Source organism: Rhodococcus erythropolis R138 (genome assembly GCF_000696675.2).
Taxonomy (GTDB): domain Bacteria; phylum Actinomycetota; class Actinomycetes; order Mycobacteriales; family Mycobacteriaceae; genus Rhodococcus_F; species Rhodococcus_F erythropolis.
Window position 1 is genome coordinate 3,413,347 of record NZ_CP007255.1, and the last position, 26,102, is coordinate 3,439,448.

The 26,102-nt window shown below is 62.3% G+C and carries 1 protein-coding gene (running past one end of the window); it reads left to right on the forward strand.

Translation table 11 applies throughout. The annotated features are described in order from the left end of the window. Nucleotides 1-26,102: the 5' portion of a non-ribosomal peptide synthetase gene (locus H351_RS15950; RefSeq protein WP_059016347.1), read on the forward strand. 5,734 nt of this gene lie beyond the right edge of the window; only the first 26,102 of its 31,836 coding nucleotides appear in the window; the start codon lies at nucleotides 1-3; its stop codon lies beyond the right edge, outside the window.

The window sequence follows — 26,102 nt, forward strand, 5'->3', positions numbered from 1 at the left end:
GTGCATGCTGATCGACGTTTCGAGCCCTTTCCGCTGACCAGCGCGCAACGCGGAATCTGGTTTGCCCAGCTACTGCGCACTGATGTGCCGATCACGATCGCGCAGTATGTCGTAGTCGACGGGACTCTCGACGCGGCGGTGCTCGAAAGTGCCTGCGTCACAGCAGCGCATGAGTTCGGCTCCGGGATGCTGAAACTGCTCGAGATCGACGGCGAACCGTTTCAGCAGATCGATTCCGAGCTCAGTCAGAGCGTCGAAGTCGTCGATCTGAGCGGTGAGCGCGAGCCGGAGGCAGCCGCACTCGAGTGGATGCGGCAGGAGTACACCCGACCTTTTGATCTACTCGCCGATCGATTGGTGAAGTCAGCCGTCCTGAGCGTCGGCGCGAACCGCCAGTTCTGGTACTGCCGGATCCATCATCTAGTCCTCGACGGCTACGGCGCCATGAACTTCATGACACGCATCGCCGAGCTCTACTCAGCGGAGGTCGCCGGCCTTTCAGTCCCCGAATCGTCGGCAACCGATCTTCTGGCCGTGCACGACGCCGAGGCCGAGTATCGGCACTCGCCGCGATTCCGCCGAGATCAGGACTACTGGGCAGCCAAGACAGCAGAGCTTCCGGCCGTGGCAAGTCTGGCCGGGAAGCGGATGGACGCCACACCGGGTGCGGTCGTGGTCGGCCGAACACTCGACAGTTCGAACGCGACGGCGAAGGCGGACGAGTTCTCTTCGGCGGCGGCGGTGGCTGCCTTCGCGCTCTACTTCGCCCGGGTGACCGGCACCGAAGACGTAGTGCTGAGTTTGCCGGTGACCGCGCGAACGAACAGGGTTCTGCGCGGTTCGGGTGGCATGATCTCCAACGTCGTTCCGCTGCGCCTCGCGGTGACCGCTTCGACCACGGTTGCCGAATTGAGCGCGGCTGCCTCGCTCGAACTGACCGGCGCGCTCAGACATCAGCGGTACCGCACCGAGGACATGAGACGCGATCGAGGCGTCGGTGCCGAGCGTGGGTTCTTCGGTCCCGCGATCAACATCATGAACTTTCACCCCGAAGTGGTCCTGGGGTCGGTGACTGGTCGATTCCACGTCTTGTCGACAGGGCCGGTGGAAGACCTGTCGGTCAACATCTATCCGAGTGCCTCGGGAGAGGCGCCGCGAATCGATTTCGAAGCCAATCCCCATCTGTACACCGCAGATGTCCTGAGCGACCATGTCCGCCGATACGTCGAACTGCTGTCCCGGTACACGCAAGCGCTGCCGGACACTCGTGTTCACGATCTCGAGATCCTGAGCGAAGCCGAGCGGAAGTCGCTCGTTCCGGCACGCGGCCCTGACGCACTGGCACCGATGACCTTGCCCACGATTCTCGCCCGCGGCGTCGCGGCATCGTCTGAGGGGATCGCACTGAGCTGCGGTACCCAGCAGCTCAGCTACCGCGAACTCGATCGTCGCTCCAACGTACTCGCTCGAATGCTGATCCGGCGCGGAGTGGGTCCTGGCACCAGTGTCGTGATCGCGCTGCCTCGATCCATCGATGCCGTCATCGCGTGGTGGTCGGTTGCCAAAACCGGCGCTGCATCAGTTCCGGTCGATCCGACGTACCCGGTCGAACGAATCGGTCACATGGTCGGGGACAGTAATGCTGTTGTGGGAATTACTGATTCGACTGTCCATCAGATGCTGCCCGTCGATCCGGACTGCATCTCGATCGACGCCTTCAGCTTTGTCGGCGACGAGTCCGTCGTCGACGACTCTGACCGCACGGCGCCGTTGCGAAGCGATCACATCGCCTATCTGATCTACACGTCCGGTTCCACCGGTACACCGAAAGGTGTTGCCGTCACGCACAATGCGTTGGTCGATTTCACCGCGTGGGGTCGCCCCGAACTCGGCGTCGGTGCGCATTCGCGAGTTCTGCGATTCTCGTCCGCGAGTTTCGACGCCTCCGTCTTCGAAATGGTTCAGGCGTTCAGTGCCGGGGCGACGATGGTCATCGCTCCGGCAGATGTCTACGGCGGCGGCGAGCTCACAGAACTGCTGCGCAGCGAGCGCGTCACCCACATCATCAGTGCGCCGGCAATTCTGGGCACGGTGGACGCCACCGATCTTCCGGATCTCGAAGCTGTGGTTGTCGGAGGTGACGTGTGCCCGCCGGACCTGGTTCGACGCTTCGGCCCGATCTGCCGGTTCTACAACAGTTACGGCCCCACCGAGTCGACCATCGTCATCACCACGACACCCCCGCTGGCGTCGGACGAGGCCATCACGATCGGTTCTCCGATTCAGGGCGCGCATCTGATGGTTCTCGACCGCTGGTTGCGACCTGTGCCGGCCGGGGTGGCCGGTGAACTGTATCTCGGTGGCCCCGGATTGGCGCAGGGCTACCACTCACGTTCAGCTCTCACCGCTGCGAGTTTTGTCGCCGATCCTCTCGGCGGCGGAACTCGGTTGTACCGCACCGGAGACGTGGTCCGCTGGACTCGGACTCTCGAACTCGAGTACGTCGGCCGCTCCGATTTCCAGGTGCAGGTCAATGGACTTCGCATCGAACTCGGTGAGATCGACGCTGTGCTCGCACGCCATGAATCCGTCGATTTCGTGGTGACGCTTGCCGGCGGCACCGTGTACTCGTATGTGAAGATCAAGCCGGGACACGATCTCGACGAAGAAGCGTTGATCGCACACGCATCTCGATTCCTGCCCGCTCACATGGTGCCGTCCCAGCTGATACCGCTGGCCGAAGTGCCACTGACCCCGGCAGGCAAGCTCGATCGCCAGGCGCTACCCGAACCGGAATTTCGTTCGGCGGCTCAGAACTACCGGGCGCCGAGCGGTCCGGTCGAGCGCATCATCGCCGACGCCGCTGCGTCGGTACTCGGCGTCGAGCGAGTCGGCGTCGACGATTCCTTCTTCGCGCTGGGTGGAGACAGCATCGTCGCGATCTCGCTCGTCTCTCGAGCAAAAGCCGCCGGAGTTGTCTTCACTCCTCGCGACGTGTTCGAACGCAAGACGGTGGCGCGATTGGCCGAAATCGCACTCCCGGCAGATGAATCGGTCGTACTCGAAGAACTGCCGGGTAAGGGAGTGGGGTTTGTCCCGCTGACCCCGATCGCAGCCAAGATACTGGGCACGGCCGGCAGCATCGAGAACTTCTATCAAGCCGTGTCGGTCAGTGTTCCTGTCGGACTTGATCTCTCGCGCCTCGCGGCAACTCTTCAAGTAGTTGTCGATCAACACGACGCTCTTCGTGCGCGTTTGCTGCCCGACCACTCCGGATTCGACATTGCCCCTGGCTGTGCTGTCGATACATGGGTTCGTCGGACCGTCACCGAAGCGCTACCCGGAACCCCCGAGTTCGAGGAAGCTCTCACCCAGGCGACCGCGGACGCCGCGTCGAGGCTCGATCCGTACCGCGGCGATACTGCTCAGATCGTCTGGCTCGACTCGACGCACGATTCGGGCCGATTGGTGGTCGTCATCCACCATCTGGTTGTCGACGGCGTCTCGTGGCGGATTCTCCTTCCGGACTTCGCTGCAGCCTGGCAACAGATCGTTCACGGTGGCACGCCGGTACCGATGCCCGTCGGAACGTCACTGCGGCGTTGGTCGCACGGACTCACCGAGCTGTCACCGTCGGCGGAACTCGAGTACTGGCGTGAGGTCGTCGACTCCGATGGTGCGCCGATCGGTTCGCGTCCTCTCGATGCGGAACGGGACCGAGGGTCGTCACTGCGTCGGGTCCGGGTCGACATCGACCGTGACACAACAGATCACCTGTTGCGCGCGGTACCGTCGCACTATCGGACCGGTGTCAACGACGGCTTGGTCAGTGCGCTTGCCCTGGCATTGCGCACCTGGAGCGGATCACAGCGGATGCTGGTCTCGCTCGAAAGTCACGGACGAGACGAAGCCGTGCTGCCCGGTGCCGACCTGTCCAGGACCGTCGGCTGGTTCACGGCGGTGTACCCGGTTCGGATCGATCTCACCGGACTCGGAGTGGACACGCCGGCGGTCGTGAAATCCGTCAAGGAACAGCTGAGAACCACGCCGGGGTCCGGTATCGGTTACGGGCTGCTCCGACGTGCAGGGATGCTGACCGGCCCGGAACCGCAGATCGGTTTCAACTACTTGGGCAAGATGTCCACCGCGGAGTTCGGTGACGAATTGCGGGCCGCGGGCTGGATTCCCGACGCCGGAATCGATCTCAACAACGGCAGCGGAAGCGATCTCGCGGTCAGTTATGCGATCGACATCAATGCCGCCGTCGTGGACGGTCCGGAAGGCGAGTTCCTTTCGGCGTCATTTGCTTTCCCCGAAGGTATCTTCGAACCCGCTGCAGTCGCGGAGCTCGCGACGGCGTGGCGCGTCGAACTGGAGAAGATTGCCGCCTCCGTCGGTGATCATGCCGGCCTCACACCGTCAGACGTTCCTCTGGTCTCGGCTTCGCAGGACGAAATAGAACTGTGGGAGAAGCAGTTCGGCCACCTGGAGGACATCTGGTCGCTCTCGCCGCTGCAAGCCGGATTCCAGTTTCACGCCGGCCTCACCGCCGATGCCGTCGACGTCTACACCGGCCAGATCGTTCTGTCCCTCGCCGGGATCGTCGACAGCGATCGACTACAGCGGTCGCTTTCGAGATTGTTCGAGCGCCACACCGCACTTCGGACTGCTTTCGTGTACGACTCGAACGGCGTTGCAGCACAGCTCGTTCTCGATTCCGTGACAACTCCATGGCGGGAGGTGCTCGGGGATGATCCGCACGTCGTCGCGGAACTCGAGCGCACGGCACCGTTCGATCTGAGCGCACCCCCACTGCTTCGTGCAGTCCTGGTACGCCAGGGTGCGGATTCGGCGCACCTGATCGTGACTAATCACCACATTCTCTTCGACGGTTGGTCCATGCCGTTGTTGGTGCGCGATCTTCTGTCGCTCTACGCCGCCGACGCGTCGCTGCCGGTTCCCGCTCGGTCGTATCGCACCTACCTGCACTGGCTCGCCGAACAAGACAACGGCGCGGCATTGGACAGGTGGATCGGCGCACTGTCGGGAGTAGACGAACCGACGCTGATCGCACCACACCGCGCAGAGTCCTCCGTGCATGCAGTTCCCGTGGATGTCGAAGTCCCGCTGGAAGCCTCGTCGACCGAGGCGATCTTCGAGTTGGCCAGGCGCAGCGGCGTCACGGTCAACACTGTCGTCCAGACTGCGTGGGGTCTACTGCTCAGTGGCATGCTCGGACGCGACGACGTCGTGTTCGGAGCCACCGTCTCGGGTCGACCCGCGTCGCTGACCGGGGTCGAAGACATTCTCGGGTTGTTCATCAACACAGTTCCTGTTCGCGTTCGTGTCAACCCGGACAGTTCGGTGTCCGAACTCCTCGAACACGTTCAGTCCGAGCAGGTTCGGCTGCTCGACAGCCACCACGTCGGCCTGGCCGAGGTGCAGTCGGCCGTGGGCGCCGGCGCGATGTTCGACACGTTGACGGTGTTCGAGTCATATCCCGTCGACCGTTCGGCGCTCGAATCCGCGACGGATATCGCCGGGATGCGAGTTACGGGAATCGAGGTCGCCGACGCGACTCACTACCCGCTCGCCCTGATCACGGTCCTCGAACCGAGCCTTCACCTCACCATCGAGTACGCACCCGATTCGATGGACCACGACGCAACAGAGCGTGTCGGCCGACGCCTTGCATCGATACTGGGCGCGATGACTGGCGAGAAAATCCGCATCCGGGACATCGACTATCTCGACGCGGCCGAACGACGGCTCGTACTCGACGAGTGGAACGACACTGCCAACGTCATCGCTGACAAGACGCTTCTCGACCTACTCGGCGCCGACTCGGAAATCGCCGACTCGGAAATCGCCGACTCGGAAATCGTCGACTCGGGTATCGCCGACTTGGCCGATGCTGCACTGACCTTCGCGGGCACGACGATCAGTCGCGGAGAATTTCGGTCCCAGGTCAACTCTCTCGCTCGTCACCTCGTAGAACGCGGCGTCGGGCCGGAGTCACTGGTCGCGATCGCTCTGCACCGGAGCGCGCAGTACGTGGTGGCAGTGCACGCCGTCATCGCAGCCGGCGGTGCGTATCTTCCGATCGATCCGCAGCATCCGGACGAGCGGATCCGGTACCTGCTCGACATCGGAGCACCGTCGGTCGTCCTGTCGGTCGCGGCCGACGCCACATCGCTGCCCGATGGGGTCAACCCCGTACTTCTCGACGAGATCGATCTGTCGGGGTACTCCACCGAGCGGCTCGCAGACGTCGAGCGTCTCGGTCGTGTATCGCCGGATCACGTTGCTTATGTGATCTTCACATCCGGGTCCACCGGAAAGCCCAAGGGCGTTGCAGTGTCGCATCGAGCGATAGTCAATCGCCTGCTGTGGATGCAACATGAATATCCGCTCGGCCGTCACGACGTCGTGCTGCACAAGACACCCGCCACCTTCGACGTCTCGGTGTGGGAGTTGTTCTGGCCATTCGTCGCCGGCTCGCGACTGGTAGTTGCAGAACCCGATGGACATCGCGATTCTCGGTACCTCTCCGAGCTGATCGCTCGCGAAGGTGTCACCACCTTGCACTTCGTCCCGTCGATGCTCGACGTCTTCCTCGTCGACGGAGATCTCGCACAACTTCGATCCGTTCGTCAGGTGTTCGCCAGCGGCGAGGCACTTCCGCGTGCGACGGTCGTTCGCTTCCACGAACGATTCGGTGCACGTCTGCACAATCTTTACGGTCCCACCGAAGCTGCCGTCGATGTCACTTTCCACCAGACGGATGCCGCCGCAACAGGTCCGGTGCCGATCGGCGCTCCGGTCTGGAACACTCAGACCTATGTGCTGGACCACCGCCTCGCGCCGAGCCCGATCGGAGTGGCGGGAGAACTCTATCTCGCGGGAGTCCAACTCGCCCGCGGCTACGTGCAACGCTCTGACTTGACAGCAGATCGTTTCGTAGCCAACCCCTTCGGTCCCGGCCGGATGTATCGGACCGGCGACCTCGTCATGTGGAACTCCACCGGTGAGATCGAGTATCTGGGTCGTACCGACTTCCAGGTGAAGCTTCGCGGGCAGCGCTTGGAACTCGGAGAAATCGACGGGGTCCTGTTGGAACTGTCGGGAGTTCTCTCGGCCGCCACCGTCGTCCGTCAGGATCGTCTGATCGCCTACGTGACAGCTGATTCGGCAATCGACAGTGCCCTTCTCAGCGCGCACGCGCAGGCGAAGCTGCCTACCTACATGGTTCCCTCCGCATTCGTGTTCTTGACGTCGATGCCGCTGGGCCCCAACGGAAAACTCGACCGGCGTGCGCTGCCGGAACCGGATTCGGCGGCAGCTGAGTACGTCGCTCCCGTCACCGAACCCGAAAAGACCATTGCCGCGATCTTTGTCGAACTCCTCGGTGTGAGCGAAATCGGCCTCACCGCCGACTACTTCGCGCTCGGTGGCAACTCTCTGACGGCTGCGCGGGTGGTGGCACGGATCAACTCGGCACTGGGATCGACTCTGGGTGTCCGAGACCTGTTCGACGCTCCGACAGTTGGTGCGCTGGCCGGACTCGTCGCCGGCAGCGCGCCGTCCAGGTTCACCGAGCTCGGACTGCGCCCTCGACCGGACCGGATTCCGCTCTCACCGGCCCAGCAACGTATGTGGTTCCTCAACCGATTCGATCCGGAATCCGGGGCGTACAACATCGCGGCAGCACTCTCGTTGTCCGGCGACCTGAACGTTCAGGTTTTGCGCCAGGCGATCAGCGATGTCATCGACCGGCACGAGGTGCTGCGCACTCTCTATCCGGATTCGGATCAAGGTCCTTACCAGCGCATTCTCGACGACGCGCCAGTTGCTCTCGAACCCGCGGATGTCAGTGACCCCGTCGCGGCTATCGGCGAATTGGTCGGTGCCGGGTTCGACGTCACCACCGAGGTTCCGGTGCGGGCTTCGCTTCTCCGGACGTCTGGTCGGGAGCATATTCTTGTACTCGTCGTCCACCACATCAGTGGCGACGGTTGGTCGATGCAACCACTGGCCGCGGATGTGATGACGGCCTACGCGTCACGGCTCGCGGGAACCGCGCCACAGTGGTCGCCGTTGAGCGTTCACTACGCGGACTACACGCTCTGGAAGATCGATTCTCTCGGCAACGAGGACGATCCGGAATCGGAGGCAGCGCGCCAGATCGAATACTGGCGTGCTGCATTGGCGCACGTCCCGACCCGCCTCGATTTCCCGACGGATCGGCCGCATCCCACAGTCGCGTCCTATCGAGGTGCGACGGTGTCGTCGACCCTCTCGGCGCAGACGCACCGCGCCGTCGAATCCCTGGCTCGCAGCACTCGGTCCACACCGTTCATGGTGCTGCACACGGCGTTGTCGGTACTGCTGTCTCGGATGGCGGGGGAGTCCGACATCGCGATCGGCACCCCGGTCAGCGGACGCGGCGATCAGGCCCTCGACAACCTCGTCGGCATGTTCGTCGGAACCGTGGTTCTCCGGACTCAGGTGGATCCGACGGCTTCGTTCCGCGGATTGCTCGAATCGACCCGTAACGCCGACCTCTCGGCATTTGCCCACTCAGATATTCCGTTCGAGCGTCTCGTCGAGGTGCTCGACCCGCCTCGCTCGACGGCGCACCACCCCTTCTTCCAGGTGGTACTCGCGACCGGCGATATCCCGACTCCATCCGTGCAGCTTCCCGGCCTTGCCGTCTCTCAGGTCCCGTTGGATGCTCCGATCTCGAAATTCGATCTCCAACTGGACATCTCGACGCCGGGCCGGGACGGGGCGGTGACCACGACGTGGACCTATGCCCTCGACGTCTTCGACGAATCGACTGTGCGCGAGCTCGCGGATCGGTTCGTCGCCATTCTCGACGCTGTTGTCGCCGAACCGGAATCAGTGGTCGGTGACCTCGATCTGCGGACGCTGCCAGAAATCGAACGTCAGGAAACTGCTCATTCGGTCGTCTTGACGGAGCTGACGCTGCCGGAGATCCTCACGGCCGGGGTCAGCAAATCCAACGGTGGTCCGGCCATACTCTGCGGCGACCTCGAACTCTCATACGACGATGTAGACCGGCGTACCAATCGGTGGGCGCGGGCACTCGTAGCGCGAGGGATCGGCCCTGAATCGGTAGTGGCGATCGCCATTCCACGATCGGCCTCTTCTGTACTCGCCACTTGGGCCGTTGCCAAGACCGGAGCCGCGTTCGTACCCGTCGACCCGAGCTACCCGGCCGAGCGAATCGAGCACATGCTCACTGATTCGGGCGCGATCCTGACGCTGACGGAAGAAGTCGTGGCGTCGCTTGATCGCGACGACGTCAGTGACACGCGAATCCTCGATTCCGAGCGCACGTCACCGATTCGCACGGACCACACCGCGTACGTCATCTACACGTCGGGATCCACCGGCACTCCGAAGGGCGTCGCCGTCTCCCATGCGGGTCTCGCGGCGCTGGTCGACGAGCAGGTTTGCCGATACGAACTCGACAACCTCAGTCGCACGATGCATTTCGCTTCCCCCAGCTTCGACGCATCTGTGCTCGAACTGGCCATGGCTGTCGGTGCCGGTGCCGCGATGCTTGTTGTTCCCACCGGCATCTACGGCGGAAGCGAACTCGCAGCCCTCATGCGGGCATCGAAGATCAGTCACGCATTTGTGACCCCGGCTGCCCTGGCTACGATCGAACCGGCAGAGGTTCCGGATCTCGGTGCGGTGATCGTCGGCGGTGAAGCGTGCGACGCCGCGTTGGTCGCGCAGTGGGCATCGGCGCGAAAGATGTTCAACGCATACGGTCCCACCGAGGCCACCGTCATGGCTACCCTCGCGGGGCCCATGTCGGCGACTGATCGGATCACCATCGGTAGTCCTGTTCGCGGCACCGTCGCACATGTTCTCGACTCTCGCCTCCGTCCAGTTCCGGACGGAGTGACAGGTGAGCTGTATCTGACCGGGCGTGGACTTGCCCGCGGTTACCACCATCGCGGCGACCTGACAGCGTCTCGATTTGTTGCCGACCCCTCACGTTCGGGGCTGCGGATGTACCGCACCGGAGACCTCGTGCGACGTCGTGGAACGGAACTCGAGTATCTCGGCCGCAGTGACTCGCAGGTCAAGATTCGCGGCTTCCGCATCGAACTCGGTGAGATCGACGCGGTGCTCGGTGCGCACTCCGGTGTACGAACTGCGGTGACGACAGCAGACGACACCGTCGGGCTGCACTCGTACGTGGTCGGTGGTCATCTGGATCCGGAAGAAGTGCGCACCTTCGTCTCCAGTCGACTGCCGGCACACATGGTTCCTTCCTCTGTGATCGTTCTCGAGGAAATTCCGTTGACGCCGGCCGGAAAGGTCGATTTCCGCGCGCTGCCTGCCCCGACGATGCGCCGGAATGCGTATGTCGCACCCGTCACGAAGACGGAGGAGTTGATCGGCCGGATCTTCGGTGACGTCCTGGCAGTCGACCAGGTCAGCATGACGGACGACTTCTTCGACATCGGTGGAAACTCTCTGAGTGCTACCCGAGTGATGGGACGGGTCGGCACCGAGCTCTCAGTCACCCTCCCGGTTCGGGTTCTCTTCGATGCCAGGACAGTCGCGGCCCTCGCTGTGGCAGTCGATGCAGCGCAGAGCGGAACGCGGCCCGCTCTGGCCGCCGGGCCTCGGCCCGAGCGAATCCCGCTCTCGCCGGCGCAATCGCGAATGTGGATTCTCAATCGATACGATCCTGCCTCGCCCGCGTACAACATCCCGCTCGTCCTTCGCCTGCGCGGCCGGCTGGATTCAGTGGCTCTCCGAGAATCTCTGTCGGACATCGTTCTTCGCCACGAATCCTTGCGGACGATATTCCCTGACGATGCCGAAGGGCCTTTCCAGCGGATTCTCGACGACGTCGACGTTCCTTTTCGTCACACGGTGGTTTCTCCGGAACAGGTTGCCGATCAGATTGTCGGCGCTGTGGACGAGGGGTTCGACGTCACCAGAGCAATCCCGTTGCGGGTAAACCTGTTCGAGCTCTCGGCTGACGAACACATCCTGGTCGCCGTGATTCACCACATAGCCGCGGACGGTGCGTCAGTGGCGCCGCTCGCACGGGATCTCGTTCTGGCTTACTCGGCGCGCCGTTCGGGTACGGAGCCGTCACCGGCCCCGTTGGTTGTTCAGTATCCGGATTACAGCGTGTGGCAACACCAGGTCCTCGGTTCGGAAAGTGATCAGACCAGTCTTGCTTCGGCGCAGGCCGAGTATTGGCGTGGCCAGTTGGCCGGCGCGCCGGAGCTTCTCGAACTTCCGGCCGATTTCCCGCGGCCGGCGATTGCGTCGCTGCGCGGAGCGAACACCGAACTGGTGTTGGCGCCCGCGATGGTCACTGCACTCGGGCAGTTGGGCCGCACACAGGGCGCCACGACCTTCATGGTGCTCCAGGCGGCCCTCGCGGTGCTCCTGTCCAACCTCGGTGCGACCGACGACGTGGTGATCGGGACACCGATTTCCGGACGCGGCCAACAAGCGCTGGACGACGTGGTCGGAATGTTCGTCGGCACGGTGGCACTACGCAGCCGTCTCACCCCGGCGATGTCGTTCCTCGATCTGTTGGCGCAGGTGCGAGCCACTGACCTCACTGCGTTCGAGAATGCCGACCTACCATTCGAGCGGCTGATCGACATACTGCAACCCGCTCGCTCCCAGGCCCACGCGCCGATCTTCCAGGTGGCTCTGTCTCAGGAGCAAGAGGGAACCGCTGCGTTCACGCTGCCTGGTCTCGAGATCGAAGCCGTGGACAACGCAGTCGCGGCGGCAAAGTTCGACCTCCAGATCACGATGGTCCAGCACGCAGATTCGTTGAATCTCACCTGGACATACGCCACAGCCCTCTTCACCGGCACGTCCGTGGACGGATTTGCGCAGCGGTTCCACCGGATTCTCGCGCAGATTGTCGAGACTCCGGAAGTGGCAATCGCGGATATCGCCGTTCTGGACGAGAACGAATACACCAGACTTACTTCGGCATTCGGTCCGTCAGCGCCAACGGTTCGCACCCTGGCAGATCTGTTGACCCTGCACTCGGAATCCGCGAATGTGGCAATCGTTTCCGAGTCGTACGGTGAGATGACGTACAGCGAGCTGGATGTGCGATCCTCACAGCTGGCTCGGCTCCTCATCGAACGTGGGATAGGCCCCGAAACAGCTGTTGCGGTGTCTCTTCCACGTTCGACGCAGTCCATCCTCGCACTGTGGGCTGTTGCCAAGTCCGGAGCAACGTACGTTCCGGTGGATCCGACGTATCCCGACGAGCGCATCGCACACATGCTGGCAGACTCTGCAGCGCTGGTCGTGATCACCGACTCCGAGACGGCGCCAACACTTCCGAACGGAATCGATACGATCGAGATCGACTATCTCGACCTCGATCGCTACCTCGCAGCGCAGGTCGACGATGCCGATCGGATCCGCCCATTGCACGCGGATCATGTTGCCTACCTGATCTACACGTCAGGCTCGACCGGTCTCCCCAAGGGCGTCGCTGTCACTCACCGGGGACTGTCCGTGTTCTCCGCTCGGACCCGCACTGATCTGGCGGTATCGCGCGGTTCTCGGGTACTGCGACTGTCCTCGGCCAGCTTCGACGCGTCCATGTTCGAGATGATCCTCGCGTTCACCGCCGGTGCCACGATGGTGATCACACCGCCGTCCGTCATTGCCGGCGAGGAACTCACCGACGTGATCCGGCGTCATCGCGTCACCCATGTGGTGACGGCTCCTGCTGCGATGACCACCGTCGACGCAGGCATTTTGTCGGATCTCGAAGTCGTCGTGCTCGGCGGCGACGTCTTTCCGCCGCAGCTACTCGACCGTTTTCCCAGCCAGACAAGACTCTTCAACAGTTACGGGCCGACCGAGAGCACCATCGTCATCACCAAGACCGGGGCTCTCCACGACACTGCAGCTCTGGTCGGTGACGGCGAGCAACACCGTCACACGTCACTCTCGCCCGTCACGATCGGTATTCCGCTCGAAGGCGCACACGTTCTGGTCCTCGATTCCGCCCTCAATCCCGTCCCCGTCGGTGTCAGGGGCGAGCTGTATCTGTCGGGACCCGGCCTGGCACGTGGGTACAACCGGCGCGCGGCATTGACCGCAGAACGCTTCGTGGCGAACCCGTTCGGTGCATCGGGCGCGCGGATGTACCGGACCGGCGACGTCGTCGCCTGGACCGAGCAGGGCGAACTGGCGTACATCGGACGATCCGACGCCCAAGTTCAGCTTCGCGGGCTCCGCATCGAACTGGGGGAGATCGAATCAGCGCTCGCCTCCGTTCGCGGAGTGAGCGCTGCTGCCGCCACTGTTCACCGACATGACTCTCTCGGCGATCAACTCGTCGGTTACGTCACCACCACAGATGCGGTGTCGGCGGAGTCCGTCCTCGAAGCCGTATCCGCGGTGCTGCCACGTGCCTCGGTGCCCAGTGCCGTGATCCTGCTGGATCTGCTACCCCTGACTCCGGCCGGAAAGCTTGATCGCGCAGCACTTCCCGTTCCGGAGTTCATCGCCTCGGCGATGTTCCGGGTGCCGACCACACTCGCAGAGATTCGTGTCGCGAGCGCTTTTGTCGACGTTCTTGGTACCGGTACCGTCGGCGCAGAAGACAGTTTCTTCGAGCTGGGTGGAAACTCGCTCAGCGCGACTCGGGCGATTGCCCGAGTCAACGCCACGTTCGGGATCAAACTCGGGGTTCGGGCGCTGTTCGAGGCGCCGACCGTCGCAGAACTTGCACTGGTGGCAGACTCGGCAGAACGTGATGATCAGCCCCGATTGGAAGCACGACCGCGACCTGAACGTATTCCGCTCTCACCGGCGCAGAATCGGATGTGGTTCCTCAATCGATTCGACACCGCGGCTGCCACGGACAACCTGCCCCTGGCGCTTCGTCTGAGCGGAACCCTGGACGCGCCGGCGTTGGCTCTCGCGCTTCGTGACGTGGTCCAACGCCACGAGTCGTTGCGTACCTACTATCCGGATTCCCCGAACGGTCCTCGCCAGGAAATCCTGCCCGAGTCTTCGGTGAATCTCGATCTGGTTCCGCATGACGTCACCGAAGCCGAAGCGTCGCAGCGGCTCTTTGCTCTTGCCGGCACCGGATTCGACGTGACAACTGACGTACCACTGCGGACCGCTCTGTATCGAATCTCCGAGACCGAACATGTGCTCGCCGTCGTCATGCATCACATCGCATCGGACGGATCATCGCTCGGACCCCTGGCCGCCGACGTCATGGGTGCCTACGTTTCGCGGTCTCGCGGCGAAGCTCCACAGTGGACACCGTTGCCCGTGCAGTATGCGGATTACGCGCTCTGGCAACATGATCTGCTCGGCACGGACGCGAATCCCTCCGCCGATGCTCAGAGACAAATTCAGTTCTGGACCTCTGCGCTCGCCGGAATTCCGGACCTGTTGAAATTGCCGACGGACAGGCAACGTCCGCCCCGTCAGAGCTACCGCGGCAAGGAGATTCACTTCACGATCGGCTCGGATACCGCCGATCGACTGCGTGATCTTGCTGTCGGATCAGGCGCGAGCCTGTTCATGGTGGTCCACGCGGCATTCGCCGCACTGCTTGCCCGGTTGGGCAACAGTGCTGACATCACCATCGGCTCGCCTATCGCGGGACGAGGGCACGAGTCGCTCGATGCACTCGTGGGGATGTTCGTGAACACCTTGGCATTGCGAACCCAGGTGAACATGGCAGCACCGTTCACGGACCTGCTGAACCACACCCGCGATCAGGATCTCGCAGCCTTCGCGCACGCGGACCTACCGTTCGAGCGGCTCGTCGAGATCATCGATCCGGTCAGATCGACGGCCCGCCATCCGTTGTTCCAGGTGGCACTGTCCTTTCAGAACCTCACGCCGACAATGTTCGAGCTACCCGGACTGCAGATCGCGGCGGTTGGTGCCCCAGTCGAGACGGCGAAGTTCGACCTGCACCTGACCGTCACCCCTGGGGACTCGGGTTCGATGTCGGCGTCGTTCACCTATGCAACGGATCTGTTCGACCAATCCACAGTGGCGACATTCGCCAACCGTCTGCTGCGCGTTCTCGATTCGATCGGTCGAAACCCGGACGTCCCGGTAGGCGACGTCGCTCTGCTCGGCGACGAAGAGATCGCCGCCACCGTCAACACGTGGAACCGCACCGACACCGTCGTTCCAGAGACGACCCTCGCGGATCTGTTCGACGCCCAGGTACGCAGAACACCGCGCGCCGAAGCGCTGGTTCTCGGTGACCGTCGCCTGACCTACGCCGAGTTCGACGCCGAAAGCAACCGGCTGGCACGGTATCTGATCGGAATCGGTGTCGGCCCGGAAGTGACTGTCGCGCTCAATCTGCGGCGCTCCGTCGAACTGGTCGTTGCCATGTACGCAGTGGTGAAGGCAGGCGGGGCCTACGTTCCACTAGACCCGGATCAGCCGGCAGAACGCACGACTCACATCCTCGAATCCGCAGCGCCCGCAGTTGTTCTGAGCACTTCCCGCGATTCGCTCGACGGGCAGTTCCACGTCGTGGACATCGAAACTCTCGATCTGGACGGAAACGACGCAGCACCGATTCGGGACAGCGAACGCCTCGCCTGCCTGCGACCGGACAACATCGCGTACGCGATCTACACCTCGGGATCCACCGGAAAGCCCAAGGGCGTGGCGATTTCCCATCGAGCGATCACGAACCAACTCTTGTGGAAGCAGGATCAATTCCCGCTCGGCGCGCACGACCGCGTACTCGTCAAAACTGCAGCTACCTTCGACCTATCCGTTTGGGAATACTGGTGGGCGTTGCAAACCGGCGCCTGCATGATTCTCGCCGAGTCCGGGGCACAGCAGGACGGCGAGTACCTCACGCTGCTGATCGAGCGTGAGCACGTCACGACACTGCATGCCGTCCCCTCGATGTTGTCGCTGCTCAGTGTGTCCGAGCGCCGACTGCCGAATTCGCTCACCAGGATTCTGTGCATCGGCGAGACCCTCCCGATACAGACAGCCAAGCAGATGCGAGAGCAGAGTTCGGCGCAGGTCTACAACCTGTACGGACCCACGGAAGCAGCGGTCAGCGTCACAGCGCACCGAACGAGCGATGCAGACGTTGCCGTAGTTCCGATCGGAACCCCCGCCTGGAACACGCGCCTGCATGTACTCGACGAGCGGCTTCACCCGGTTCCGGTCGGTGTCGCAGGTGAGCTCTATCTCGCTGGAGTTCAGCTGGCGCGCGGGTACATCGGGGATGCGGGGCAGAACTCGAGCTGTTTCGTCGCCGACCCGAATGGAACGGGAGAGCGTCTCTATCGAACCGGCGATCTGGTTCGGTGGAATGCCGCGGGCAGCCTCGAATACCTCGAGCGTGCAGATTTCCAGGTCAAGGTCCGAGGTTTCCGCATCGAACTCGGCGAGATCGAAACAGCGTTGCGCGCCGAACGACCGATCCGCGATGCGGTGGTCACGGTCACGACGTCGGCCACCGGTGAGCAAAACCTGGTCGGCTACGTCACCGCGGCAGCTGGCTCGGACATCGAGAGCTCAGCGATTCTGGCACGACTGCGCGCCACCCTGCCCGGCTACATGGTTCCGACAACGCTGATGACGCTCGACTCCCTGCCGCTGGGGAGTACAGGCAAGGTAGATCGACATGCGCTACCGGAGCCAGTCTTCGAGGCACGTGGTTTCCGTGCACCGACGACACCGGCCGAACTGTCGGTGGCGACCGCTTTTGCCGAGGTTCTCGGCAGCGGAAGCACGGGGGAGGTGGGCATCGACGACGACTTCTTCGAACGCGGCGGCAATTCGCTCAGTGCAACTCGGGTGCTCGGGCGGATCAACGCCGCGGCGGGCACGGACTTGCCGGTGCGTGTGGTCTTCGAGTCGCCCACTGTCGCAGAGTTGGCTGCAGTGGTGGAAACTGCCGAGCTTTCGCGGCGGCCCGCGCTGGGTTCGCAGCCGAGGCCGGCGAGGATTCCGCTCTCCGCTGCGCAGACTCGTATGTGGTTCCTCAATCGCTTCGATCCCGATTCGTCGGCATACAACATCCCGGTGGTTCTGCGATTCACAGGTCCATTGGATGTCGAGGCGTTGCGCGCCAGTGTCGCCGACGTGATCGCTCGCCACGAGGTCCTGAGAACCGTGTACCCGGAGTACGACGGAACGGGTTACCAGGAGGTCGTCGAGGAACCTCGTGCTCTCGACATTCTTGACATTGTCACGGTGCAGGGGGATTCGCTCCACAGCGTGCTGGCCGATGTTCTCGGCGTATCGTTCGACGTCACGTCCGAGATCCCCGTTCGAGCCTCGCTGTTGCAGGTTGACGAGTTCGAGTACGTCCTGGCGATGACGGTGCATCACATTGCGGGTGACGGTTTCTCGATGGGTCCGTTGACGCGTGACGTGATGGTGGCGTACGAGGCGCGGTCCCGAGCTATGGAGCCGTTGTGGGCGCCGCTCGAGGTGCAGTACGCGGATTACGCGCTGTGGCAGCTCGAGACGTTGGGTTCGGAAGAATCGTCGACCTCACTCGTCACACGACAGTTGGACTTCTGGCGGAACGCTCTCGAGGGAGCGCCCGCCGTCCTCGAACTCCCGTTGGATCGGCCCCGCCCGGCTGAGGCCTCCGGACGAGGATCGCTTCTGAGCGTGCATCTCGAACCTGCTCTGCAACAGGCAATTTCCGAACTGGCACGACGGCATCGCGCTACGCCGTTCATGGTGTTGCATGCTGCTCTGGCCGTCGTACTGTCACGGTTCAGCGGCAGTTACGACTTTGCCGTCGGGACGCCGACCGCCGGGCGCGGCGAACGCGTGCTCGACGATCTCGTCGGTATGTTCGTGGGGACCGTCGTGTTGCGCACCAGAGTCGATCCAGGTGAGGAGTTCACCGACCTGCTGTCCCGAGTCCGCGACGTCGATCTTCAGGCTTTTGCGCACGGCGACGTTCCGTTCGAGCGTCTGGTCGAGGTACTCGATCCCGTTCGTTCGCAGTCCTATTCACCGCTCTTCCAGGTCAGCCTCGCACTACAGAACCATCTCGATTCACGGTTGACTCTCAACGGGTTGCACATCGAGAGCATCGAACCTGCGGTGGTGAGCACTCAGTTCGACCTCGATTTTGTTGCGGCCGAACAGTTCGACAACGACGGCCTACCGGCAGGGCTTGTCGTTCAGTTGACCTACGCCACTGATCTGTTCGAGGAATCCACCGCCTCACGCCTGATGTACGCCTTCGAATCGGTCTTGACTACTGCTGTCGCAGAACCGGATCGGCGAGTCGAGATGTTCGAGGTGGAGTCTGTGGTGGAGCGTGGGTTGGTGTTGGGGGGTGTGAATGAGACGGATCGTTGTGTTGACGGTGTGACGTTGGCGGATTTGGTGGCGGCTTCGGTTGAGGTGTCGTCGGGTCGTGTGGCTGTGGTGTTCGGTGATGTGGTGTTGTCGTATGCCGAGTTCGGTGTGCGGGTGAATCGGTTGGCGCGGTGGTTGATCGGGCGTGGTGTGGGGCCGGATGTTTTGGTGGGTCTTGCGGTGGAGCGTTCGGTGGAGATGATCGTGGCGATGCATGCGGTTGTTGCTGCGGGTGGTGCGTATGTGCCGATTGATCCGGAGTTGCCGGTGGAGCGGATCGGGTTTGTGGTTGATTCGGCTGCGCCGCAGCTTGTGTTGACTGTTTCTGCGTTTGTGGGTGTGTTGCCTGTGGGTGTGGATGTTGTTGTTCTCGATGGTCTTGATGTGGGTGGGTTTTCGGGTGGTCGGGTTTCTGATGGTGATCGGGTTGCGCCGTTGCGGTTGGGTAATGCGGCGTATGTGATGTTCACGTCGGGTTCGACGGGTCGGCCGAAGGGGGTGTCGGTCAGTCATGGGGCGATTGTCAATCAGTTGGCGTGGTTGGCTGGGGAGTACGGGGTGGGTGCTGATGATCGGGTGATGGCGCGTGCGCCGTTCACGTTCGATGTGTCGGTGTGGGAGTCGTTTTTGCCGTTGACGGTGGGTGCGCGGTTGGTGGTGACGCGGCCGGGTGGGCATCGTGAGTTGGATTATCTTGCGGGTGTGATGGTCGAGCATGCGATTTCGGTGGCGGAGTTCGTTCCGTCGGTGCTTGCGGCGTTGGTGGCTGATGGTTTTGGTGGTGCGTTGGGTTCGTTGCGGCATTTGTTTGCCGGTGGTGAGGAGTTGTCGCCGGAGCTTGCGGTGGCGTTGGGTTCGTTGACGTCGGCTGCGGTGCATAACACGTATGGTCCGACGGAGGCGGCGATTACGACGACGGCGCATCGGATTGTGGGTTCGGTGTCGGGGGTGGTGCCGATCGGGACGCCGGTGTGGAATACGCGTGGGTATGTGTTGGATTCGCGGTTGCGTCCGGTGCCGGTGGGTGTTGCGGGCGAGTTGTATCTCGATGGTGCGCAGTTGGCTCGTGGTTATCATCGGCGTCCGGATTTGACGTCGGATCGGTTTGTGGCGAATCCGTTTGTGGTGGGTGCTCGGATGTATCGCACTGGTGATCGTGTGTTGTGGAGTGCTGCTGGGTCTTTGGTGTATTTGGGTCGGTCGGATTTTCAGGTGAAGATTCGTGGGGTGCGGATCGAGCTCGGTGAGATCGAGTCGGCGTTGGGTGCGTTGCCGGGTGTTTCTGGTGCTGTGGTGGTGGTGCATGGGGGGAGTCGTCTGGTCGGGTATGTGACGGCTGGGTCCTCGGTCGATGCGGAAGTTTCGGTGGATTCGGTGGGGGCGCGGGCTGCGGTGGGGTTGGTGCTTCCGTCGTACATGGTTCCGGATGTGGTGGTTGTTGTTGACGAGTTCCCGTTGTCGAGTGCGGGGAAGTTGGATCGGAAGGCGTTGCCGGAGCCTGTTTTCGGTGTGCGGGTGTTTCGGGCGCCTGGTTCTGCTTCGGAGTTGGTGGTGGCTGCTGCTTTTGCGGTGGTTTTGGGGTGTGAGTCGCGGGTTGGTGTCGATGATGATTTCTTCGAGTTGGGTGGTAATTCGCTCAATGCGACCCGGCTCGTCAGCCGCATCAACGCAGACCGAGGCACTGACATACCGCTGCGGGCCATCTTCGACTCGCCGACGGTAGCCGAACTCGCTGCGGTTCTCGACGCCTCATCATCCTCGAGTAGGCCGGCCCTGACAGCCCGGGTACGCCCGTCGGCGGTCCCGTTGTCACCGGCTCAGTCCCGGATGTGGTTCCTCAACCGCTTCGAACCTGAGTCGTCGGCATACAACATGCCAGTGGTCCTTCGCCTCTCCGGCGCCCTCGACGTATCGGCGCTTGGTGCGGCAGTGGGTGATCTGGTGCTGCGCCACGAAGTTCTCCGGACGGTCTACCCTGAAGTGGACGGCATCGGTTTCCAGAGAATTCTCTCGCCGGATGACGCGGCCGTGGACATGACGATCGAGTATGTGTCCGAAAGTGCTCTCCTCGTACGAGTTTCCGAAGTCCTCGGCGCCACTTTCGACGTCACGTCCGAAATTCCCATGCGAGCTCATCTGTTCCAGCTCGACGAGTTTGAGTACGTCCTGGCGATGACGGTGCATCACATTGCGGGTGACGGTTTCTCGATGGGTCCGTTGACGCGTGATGTGATGGTGGCGTACGAGGCGCGGTCCCGAGGTATGGAGCCGTTGTGGGCGCCGCTCGAGGTGCAGTACGCGGATTACGCGCTGTGGCAGCTCGAGACGTTGGGTTCGGAAGAATCGTCGACCTCACTCGTCACACGACAGTTGGACTTCTGGCGCAGCGCTCTCGACGCAATACCGTCGGTGATCGATCTGCCGCTGGACCGACCTCGTCCCGTGGAAGCCTCCGGCCGTGGAGCCATGTTCTCGGCCCATCTGAGCCCCGAGGTGAACGCGCAACTGGAGAAGGTCGCGCGTGACAACGGCGCTACGTCGTTCATGGTGTTGCATGCCGCGCTCGCTGTTGTGCTTTCGCGCTACAGCGGTGAATACGACGTAGTTGTGGGAACTCCTGTTGCGGGCCGAGGAGAACGTGCACTCGACGATCTGGTCGGCATGTTCGTCAATACCCTCGCACTACGTTCCGTGGTGTCGCCCGGCGCTCGGTTCGCGGAATTGCTCGAATCGGTTCGAGAATTCGACCTCCAGGCGTTCGCGAACGCCGACGTTCCGTTCGAGCGCCTGGTCGAAATACTCGATCCGGTTCGTTCGCAGTCGTACTCGCCCATTTTCCAGGTCAGTTTGACCCTGCAGAACATCGCATTGACCGAACTCGAGTTCGACGGCATACGTATCGCCGAAGTCGACAACGTCGTGACCACTACACAGTTCGACCTGGACTTCGTGTTCAACGAAGCACTCACCGCCGACGGGTCTCGCGGGGGTCTGGACCTACATCTGACCTATGCCACCGATCTCTTCGACGAGGCAACCGCAGCGCGATTGGTCGATGCATACGTCGCAGTGGTGAGCGCTGCAGTGGCGGACACGTCCACCATCGTCGAGATGTTCGAGGTGGAGTCTGTGGTGGAGCGTGGGTTGGTGTTGGGGGGTGTGAATGAGACGGATCGTTGTGTTGACGGTGTGACGTTGGCGGATTTGGTGGCGGCTTCGGTTGAGGTGTCGTCGGGTCGTGTGGCTGTGGTGTTCGGTGATGTGGTGTTGTCGTATGCCGAGTTCGGTGTGCGGGTGAATCGGTTGGCGCGGTGGTTGATCGGGCGTGGTGTGGGGCCGGATGTTTTGGTGGGTCTTGCGGTGGAGCGTTCGGTGGAGATGATCGTGGCGATGCATGCGGTTGTTGCTGCGGGTGGTGCGTATGTGCCGATTGATCCGGAGTTGCCGGTGGAGCGGATCGGGTTTGTGGTTGATTCGGCTGCGCCGCAGCTCGTGTTGACTGTTTCTGCGTTTGTGGGTGTGTTGCCTGTGGGTGTGGATGTTGTTGTTCTCGATGGTCTTGATGTGGGTGGGTTTTCGGGTGGTCGGGTTTCTGATGGTGATCGGGTTGCGCCGTTGCGGTCGGGTAATGCGGCGTATGTGATGTTCACGTCGGGTTCGACGGGTCGGCCGAAGGGGGTGTCGGTCAGTCATGGGGCGATTGTCAATCAGTTGGCGTGGTTGGCTGGGGAGTACGGGGTGGGTGCTGATGATCGGGTGATGGCGCGTGCGCCGTTCACGTTCGATGTGTCGGTGTGGGAGTCGTTTTTGCCGTTGACGGTGGGTGCGCGGTTGGTGGTGACGCGGCCGGGTGGGCATCGTGAGTTGGATTATCTTGCGGGTGTGATGGTCGAGCATGCGATTTCGGTGGCGGAGTTCGTTCCGTCGGTGCTTGCGGCGTTGGTGGCTGATGGTTTTGGTGGTGCGTTGGGTTCGTTGCGGCATTTGTTTGCCGGTGGTGAGGAGTTGTCGCCGGAGCTTGCGGTGGCGTTGGGTTCGTTGACGTCGGCTGCGGTGCATAACACGTATGGTCCGACGGAGGCGGCGATTACGACGACGGCGCATCGGATTGTGGGTTCGGTGTCGGGGGTGGTGCCGATCGGGACGCCGGTGTGGAATACGCGTGGGTATGTGTTGGATTCGCGGTTGCGTCCGGTGCCGGTGGGTGTTGCGGGCGAGTTGTATCTCGATGGTGCGCAGTTGGCTCGTGGTTATCATCGGCGTCCGGATTTGACGTCGGATCGGTTTGTGGCGAATCCGTTTGTGGTGGGTGCTCGGATGTATCGCACTGGTGATCGTGTGTTGTGGAGTGCTGCTGGGTCTTTGGTGTATTTGGGTCGGTCGGATTTTCAGGTGAAGATTCGTGGGGTGCGGATCGAGCTCGGTGAGATCGAGTCGGCGTTGGGTGCGTTGCCGGGTGTTTCTGGTGCTGTGGTGGTGGTGCATGGGGGGAGTCGTCTGGTCGGGTATGTGACGGCTGGGTCCTCGGTCGATGCGGAAGTTTCGGTGGATTCGGTGGGGGCGCGGGCTGCGGTGGGGTTGGTGCTTCCGTCGTACATGGTTCCGGATGTGGTGGTTGTTGTTGACGAGTTCCCGTTGTCGAGTGCGGGGAAGTTGGATCGGAAGGCGTTGCCGGAGCCTGTTTTCGGTGTGCGGGTGTTTCGGGCGCCTGGTTCTGCTTCGGAGTTGGTGGTGGCTGCTGCTTTTGCGGTGGTTTTGGGGTGTGAGTCGCGGGTTGGTGTCGATGATGATTTCTTCGAGTTGGGTGGTAATTCGCTCAATGCGACCAGACTTGTCAGCCGCATCAACCAACACGCTGGTACCGCGTTGCCGCTTCGGACGTTGTTCGATCACCCCTCTGTGGCGGAACTTGCTGTTGCACTGGACAATGCAGAGCGTGCCGACAGGCCTGCCCTCGAGGTGCAGACTCGTCCGGAGCAGATCCCGCTTTCACTTGCACAGAATCGGATGTGGTTCCTCAATCAGTACGATGTCGAATCTGCGGCATACAACATCCCGTTGGCCATCCGACTCGCCGGCACCGTTGACGTTCCGGCGCTTCGCGGCGCCTTCGGTGATGTTCTGACGCGCCATGAGTCGCTGCGAACAGTGTTCCCCGACAACGGTGACGGCCCCGTCCAGGTGATCCTGACACCCGAGGACGTCGAGTTCGATCTGAGCCCGATCGACGTCGACCGTGGCGACCTCGACACTCGCATTCTCGAGGTCATGTCCGAAGGTTTCGACGTCACTGCTTCCGTGCCGATTCGCGTGAAGTTGTACCGCGTCGAGGAATTCGAGCATGTACTGGTGATGTCGGTGCATCACATCAGTGCGGACGGCGTGTCCATGACGCCGTTGGCTCGCGACGTCATGATCGCCTACTCGGCACGGTTGACCGGCCAGGCCCCGTTCTGGGCGCCGCTGGAGATCCAGTATGCCGACTTTGCGCTGTGGCAGCGGGTGCTCCTCGGTGACGAGGCTGACCCGAAGAGCATCGCATCGACTCAGATCGATTACTGGAAATCAACATTGAACGGGATTCCGGAACTGCTCGAGCTTCCGGCCGATCGACCGCGACCGGCGGTGGCCACCCAGAACGGTGCGATGGTTCGCTTCGACATCGCGTCCGAGATCATGGATCGCGTTCGTGAGGTCGCCGATCACCACAACGCAAGTGTGTTCATGGTGATTCACGCTGCGTATGCGGCACTGTTGGCGAGAGTGTCGGCGAGCACCGACATCATCGTCGGCACGCCCGTGTCCGGACGAGGCGAAGCGGCTCTCGAGGATCTCATCGGAATGTTCGTCGGCACGGTCGTCCTGCGAACGGAGGCCGACCCCGCACTGACGTTCGCGCAGTTGGTCGACCAGGTGCGTGACCGAGATCTGAGTGCGTTCGGCAACGTCGATGTGCCTTTCGAGAGACTGGTGGACGCTCTGCAACCTGTTCGCTCACAGGCTCACACACCGCTGTTCCAAGTCACGTTTGCCTACGAATATATCGAAGACGCCACGTTCGAGCTTCCTGATCTGCGGGTGTCCGCCGTCGAATTCGACGTCACTCCAGCTCAATTCGATCTTGCCTTGACGTTGTTCGAGACCACGGAATCTACCAGCGGCGCAGACACCGAGTCGGTAGCGGTTAGTGGCTCGCTGACCTACGCGACGGATTTGTTCGACCGTTCCACGGCTGCGTCGTTCGCCGACCGATTCGTCATGATGCTCGAGCAGCTGACGCGGGATCCCGCGAGAGTAATCGGGGATATCGACGTCCTGAATCGGGACGAGCAGAACCTACTGGTGCCGGTGCGAGGACTTACGGCGGCGCATCCCGCGACTCTGTCCGAGCTGATTTTTGCTGCGGTCTCGTCGAATCCAACGGGGATCGCCTTCCTGTGGAATGGCCGCGCCGTCCCCTATACCGAGGCCGACGAACTCTCGACCCGCCTCGCTCACGTCCTGCTGCGACGCGACATCACACCGGAAACATTTGTTGCGCTGGCTCTTCCACGATCGCTCGAATCCGTCCTCGCAGTCTGGGCGGTTGCCAAGACGGGTGCCGCATATCTGCCGGTCGACCCGAGCTATCCGGCCGATCGCATCGACCACATTCTCGAAGATTCTCGAGCGAGGTTGGGTGTGACGATCGCCGAGCAGCGTCAGTTCCTGCCCGACGACGTCGAATGGTTGGTTCTCGAGGACATCGCCGAAGAACTGGCGGCAGCCCCGGTGAGCGCGAGCTGGCCGCCGGTGCGGATCGACAATCCGGCGTACATGATCTACACGTCGGGTTCGACGGGCAAGCCCAAGGGCGTGGTTGTCACTCATTCCGGTCTCGCCAACTTGGCGGCCGAACGGCGTGAGCACTACCAGATCACGCCCGACGCCCGGTTCCTGCACACCGCGTCACCCAGCTTCGACATGGCTGTCGGCGAAATGATCTCCGCGCTCTCTGCTGCAGCAACATTGGTGATCGTTCCGGTGACCACGATCGGTGGTGACGACTTGGCCGAGTTGTTGGACTCGCAACGAGTCACTCACGCTCTGATCACCCCGGCCGTTCTGAGCACGATCGCCCCCCACGACCACGAACATCTTCGCGTTCTCGGTGTGGGCGGTGAAGCGGTATCCGCTGAACTGGTCGATCGTTGGCAGCCAGGGCGAACGATGCTCAACGGCTACGGACCGACCGAGGCGACCGACATCTCCACAGTTGCAGACCTCGAAGCGGGACAACCTGTCACGGTCGGTAAACCTGTGCGCGGATTCCGGACCCTGATCCTGGACACTCGACTGCGACCGGTGCCGATCGGTACGCCTGGTGAACTGTACGTGGCGGGGCCAGCTTTGGCTCGCGGTTACCACAACCAACACATTCTCACCGCAACACGATTCATCGCCGATCCCCACGGTGATCCTGGACAGCGCATGTACCGGACCGGTGACATCGCTGCCTGGACGGCCGATCTCACCATCGAGTACCGCGGACGGATCGACAGTCAGGTCAAGATCCGAGGTCAACGCATCGAACTCGGTGAAATCGAGACGGTAGCAACACAGTGCGACGAGATCGCGCAATCCGTGGTGCTTGTCGTCGAGACTGCACTGGGCAAGCGGCTGGCGGCATACCTGGTGCCGCAAGCTGGGCGCGTGATCGATACCGAGTCCGT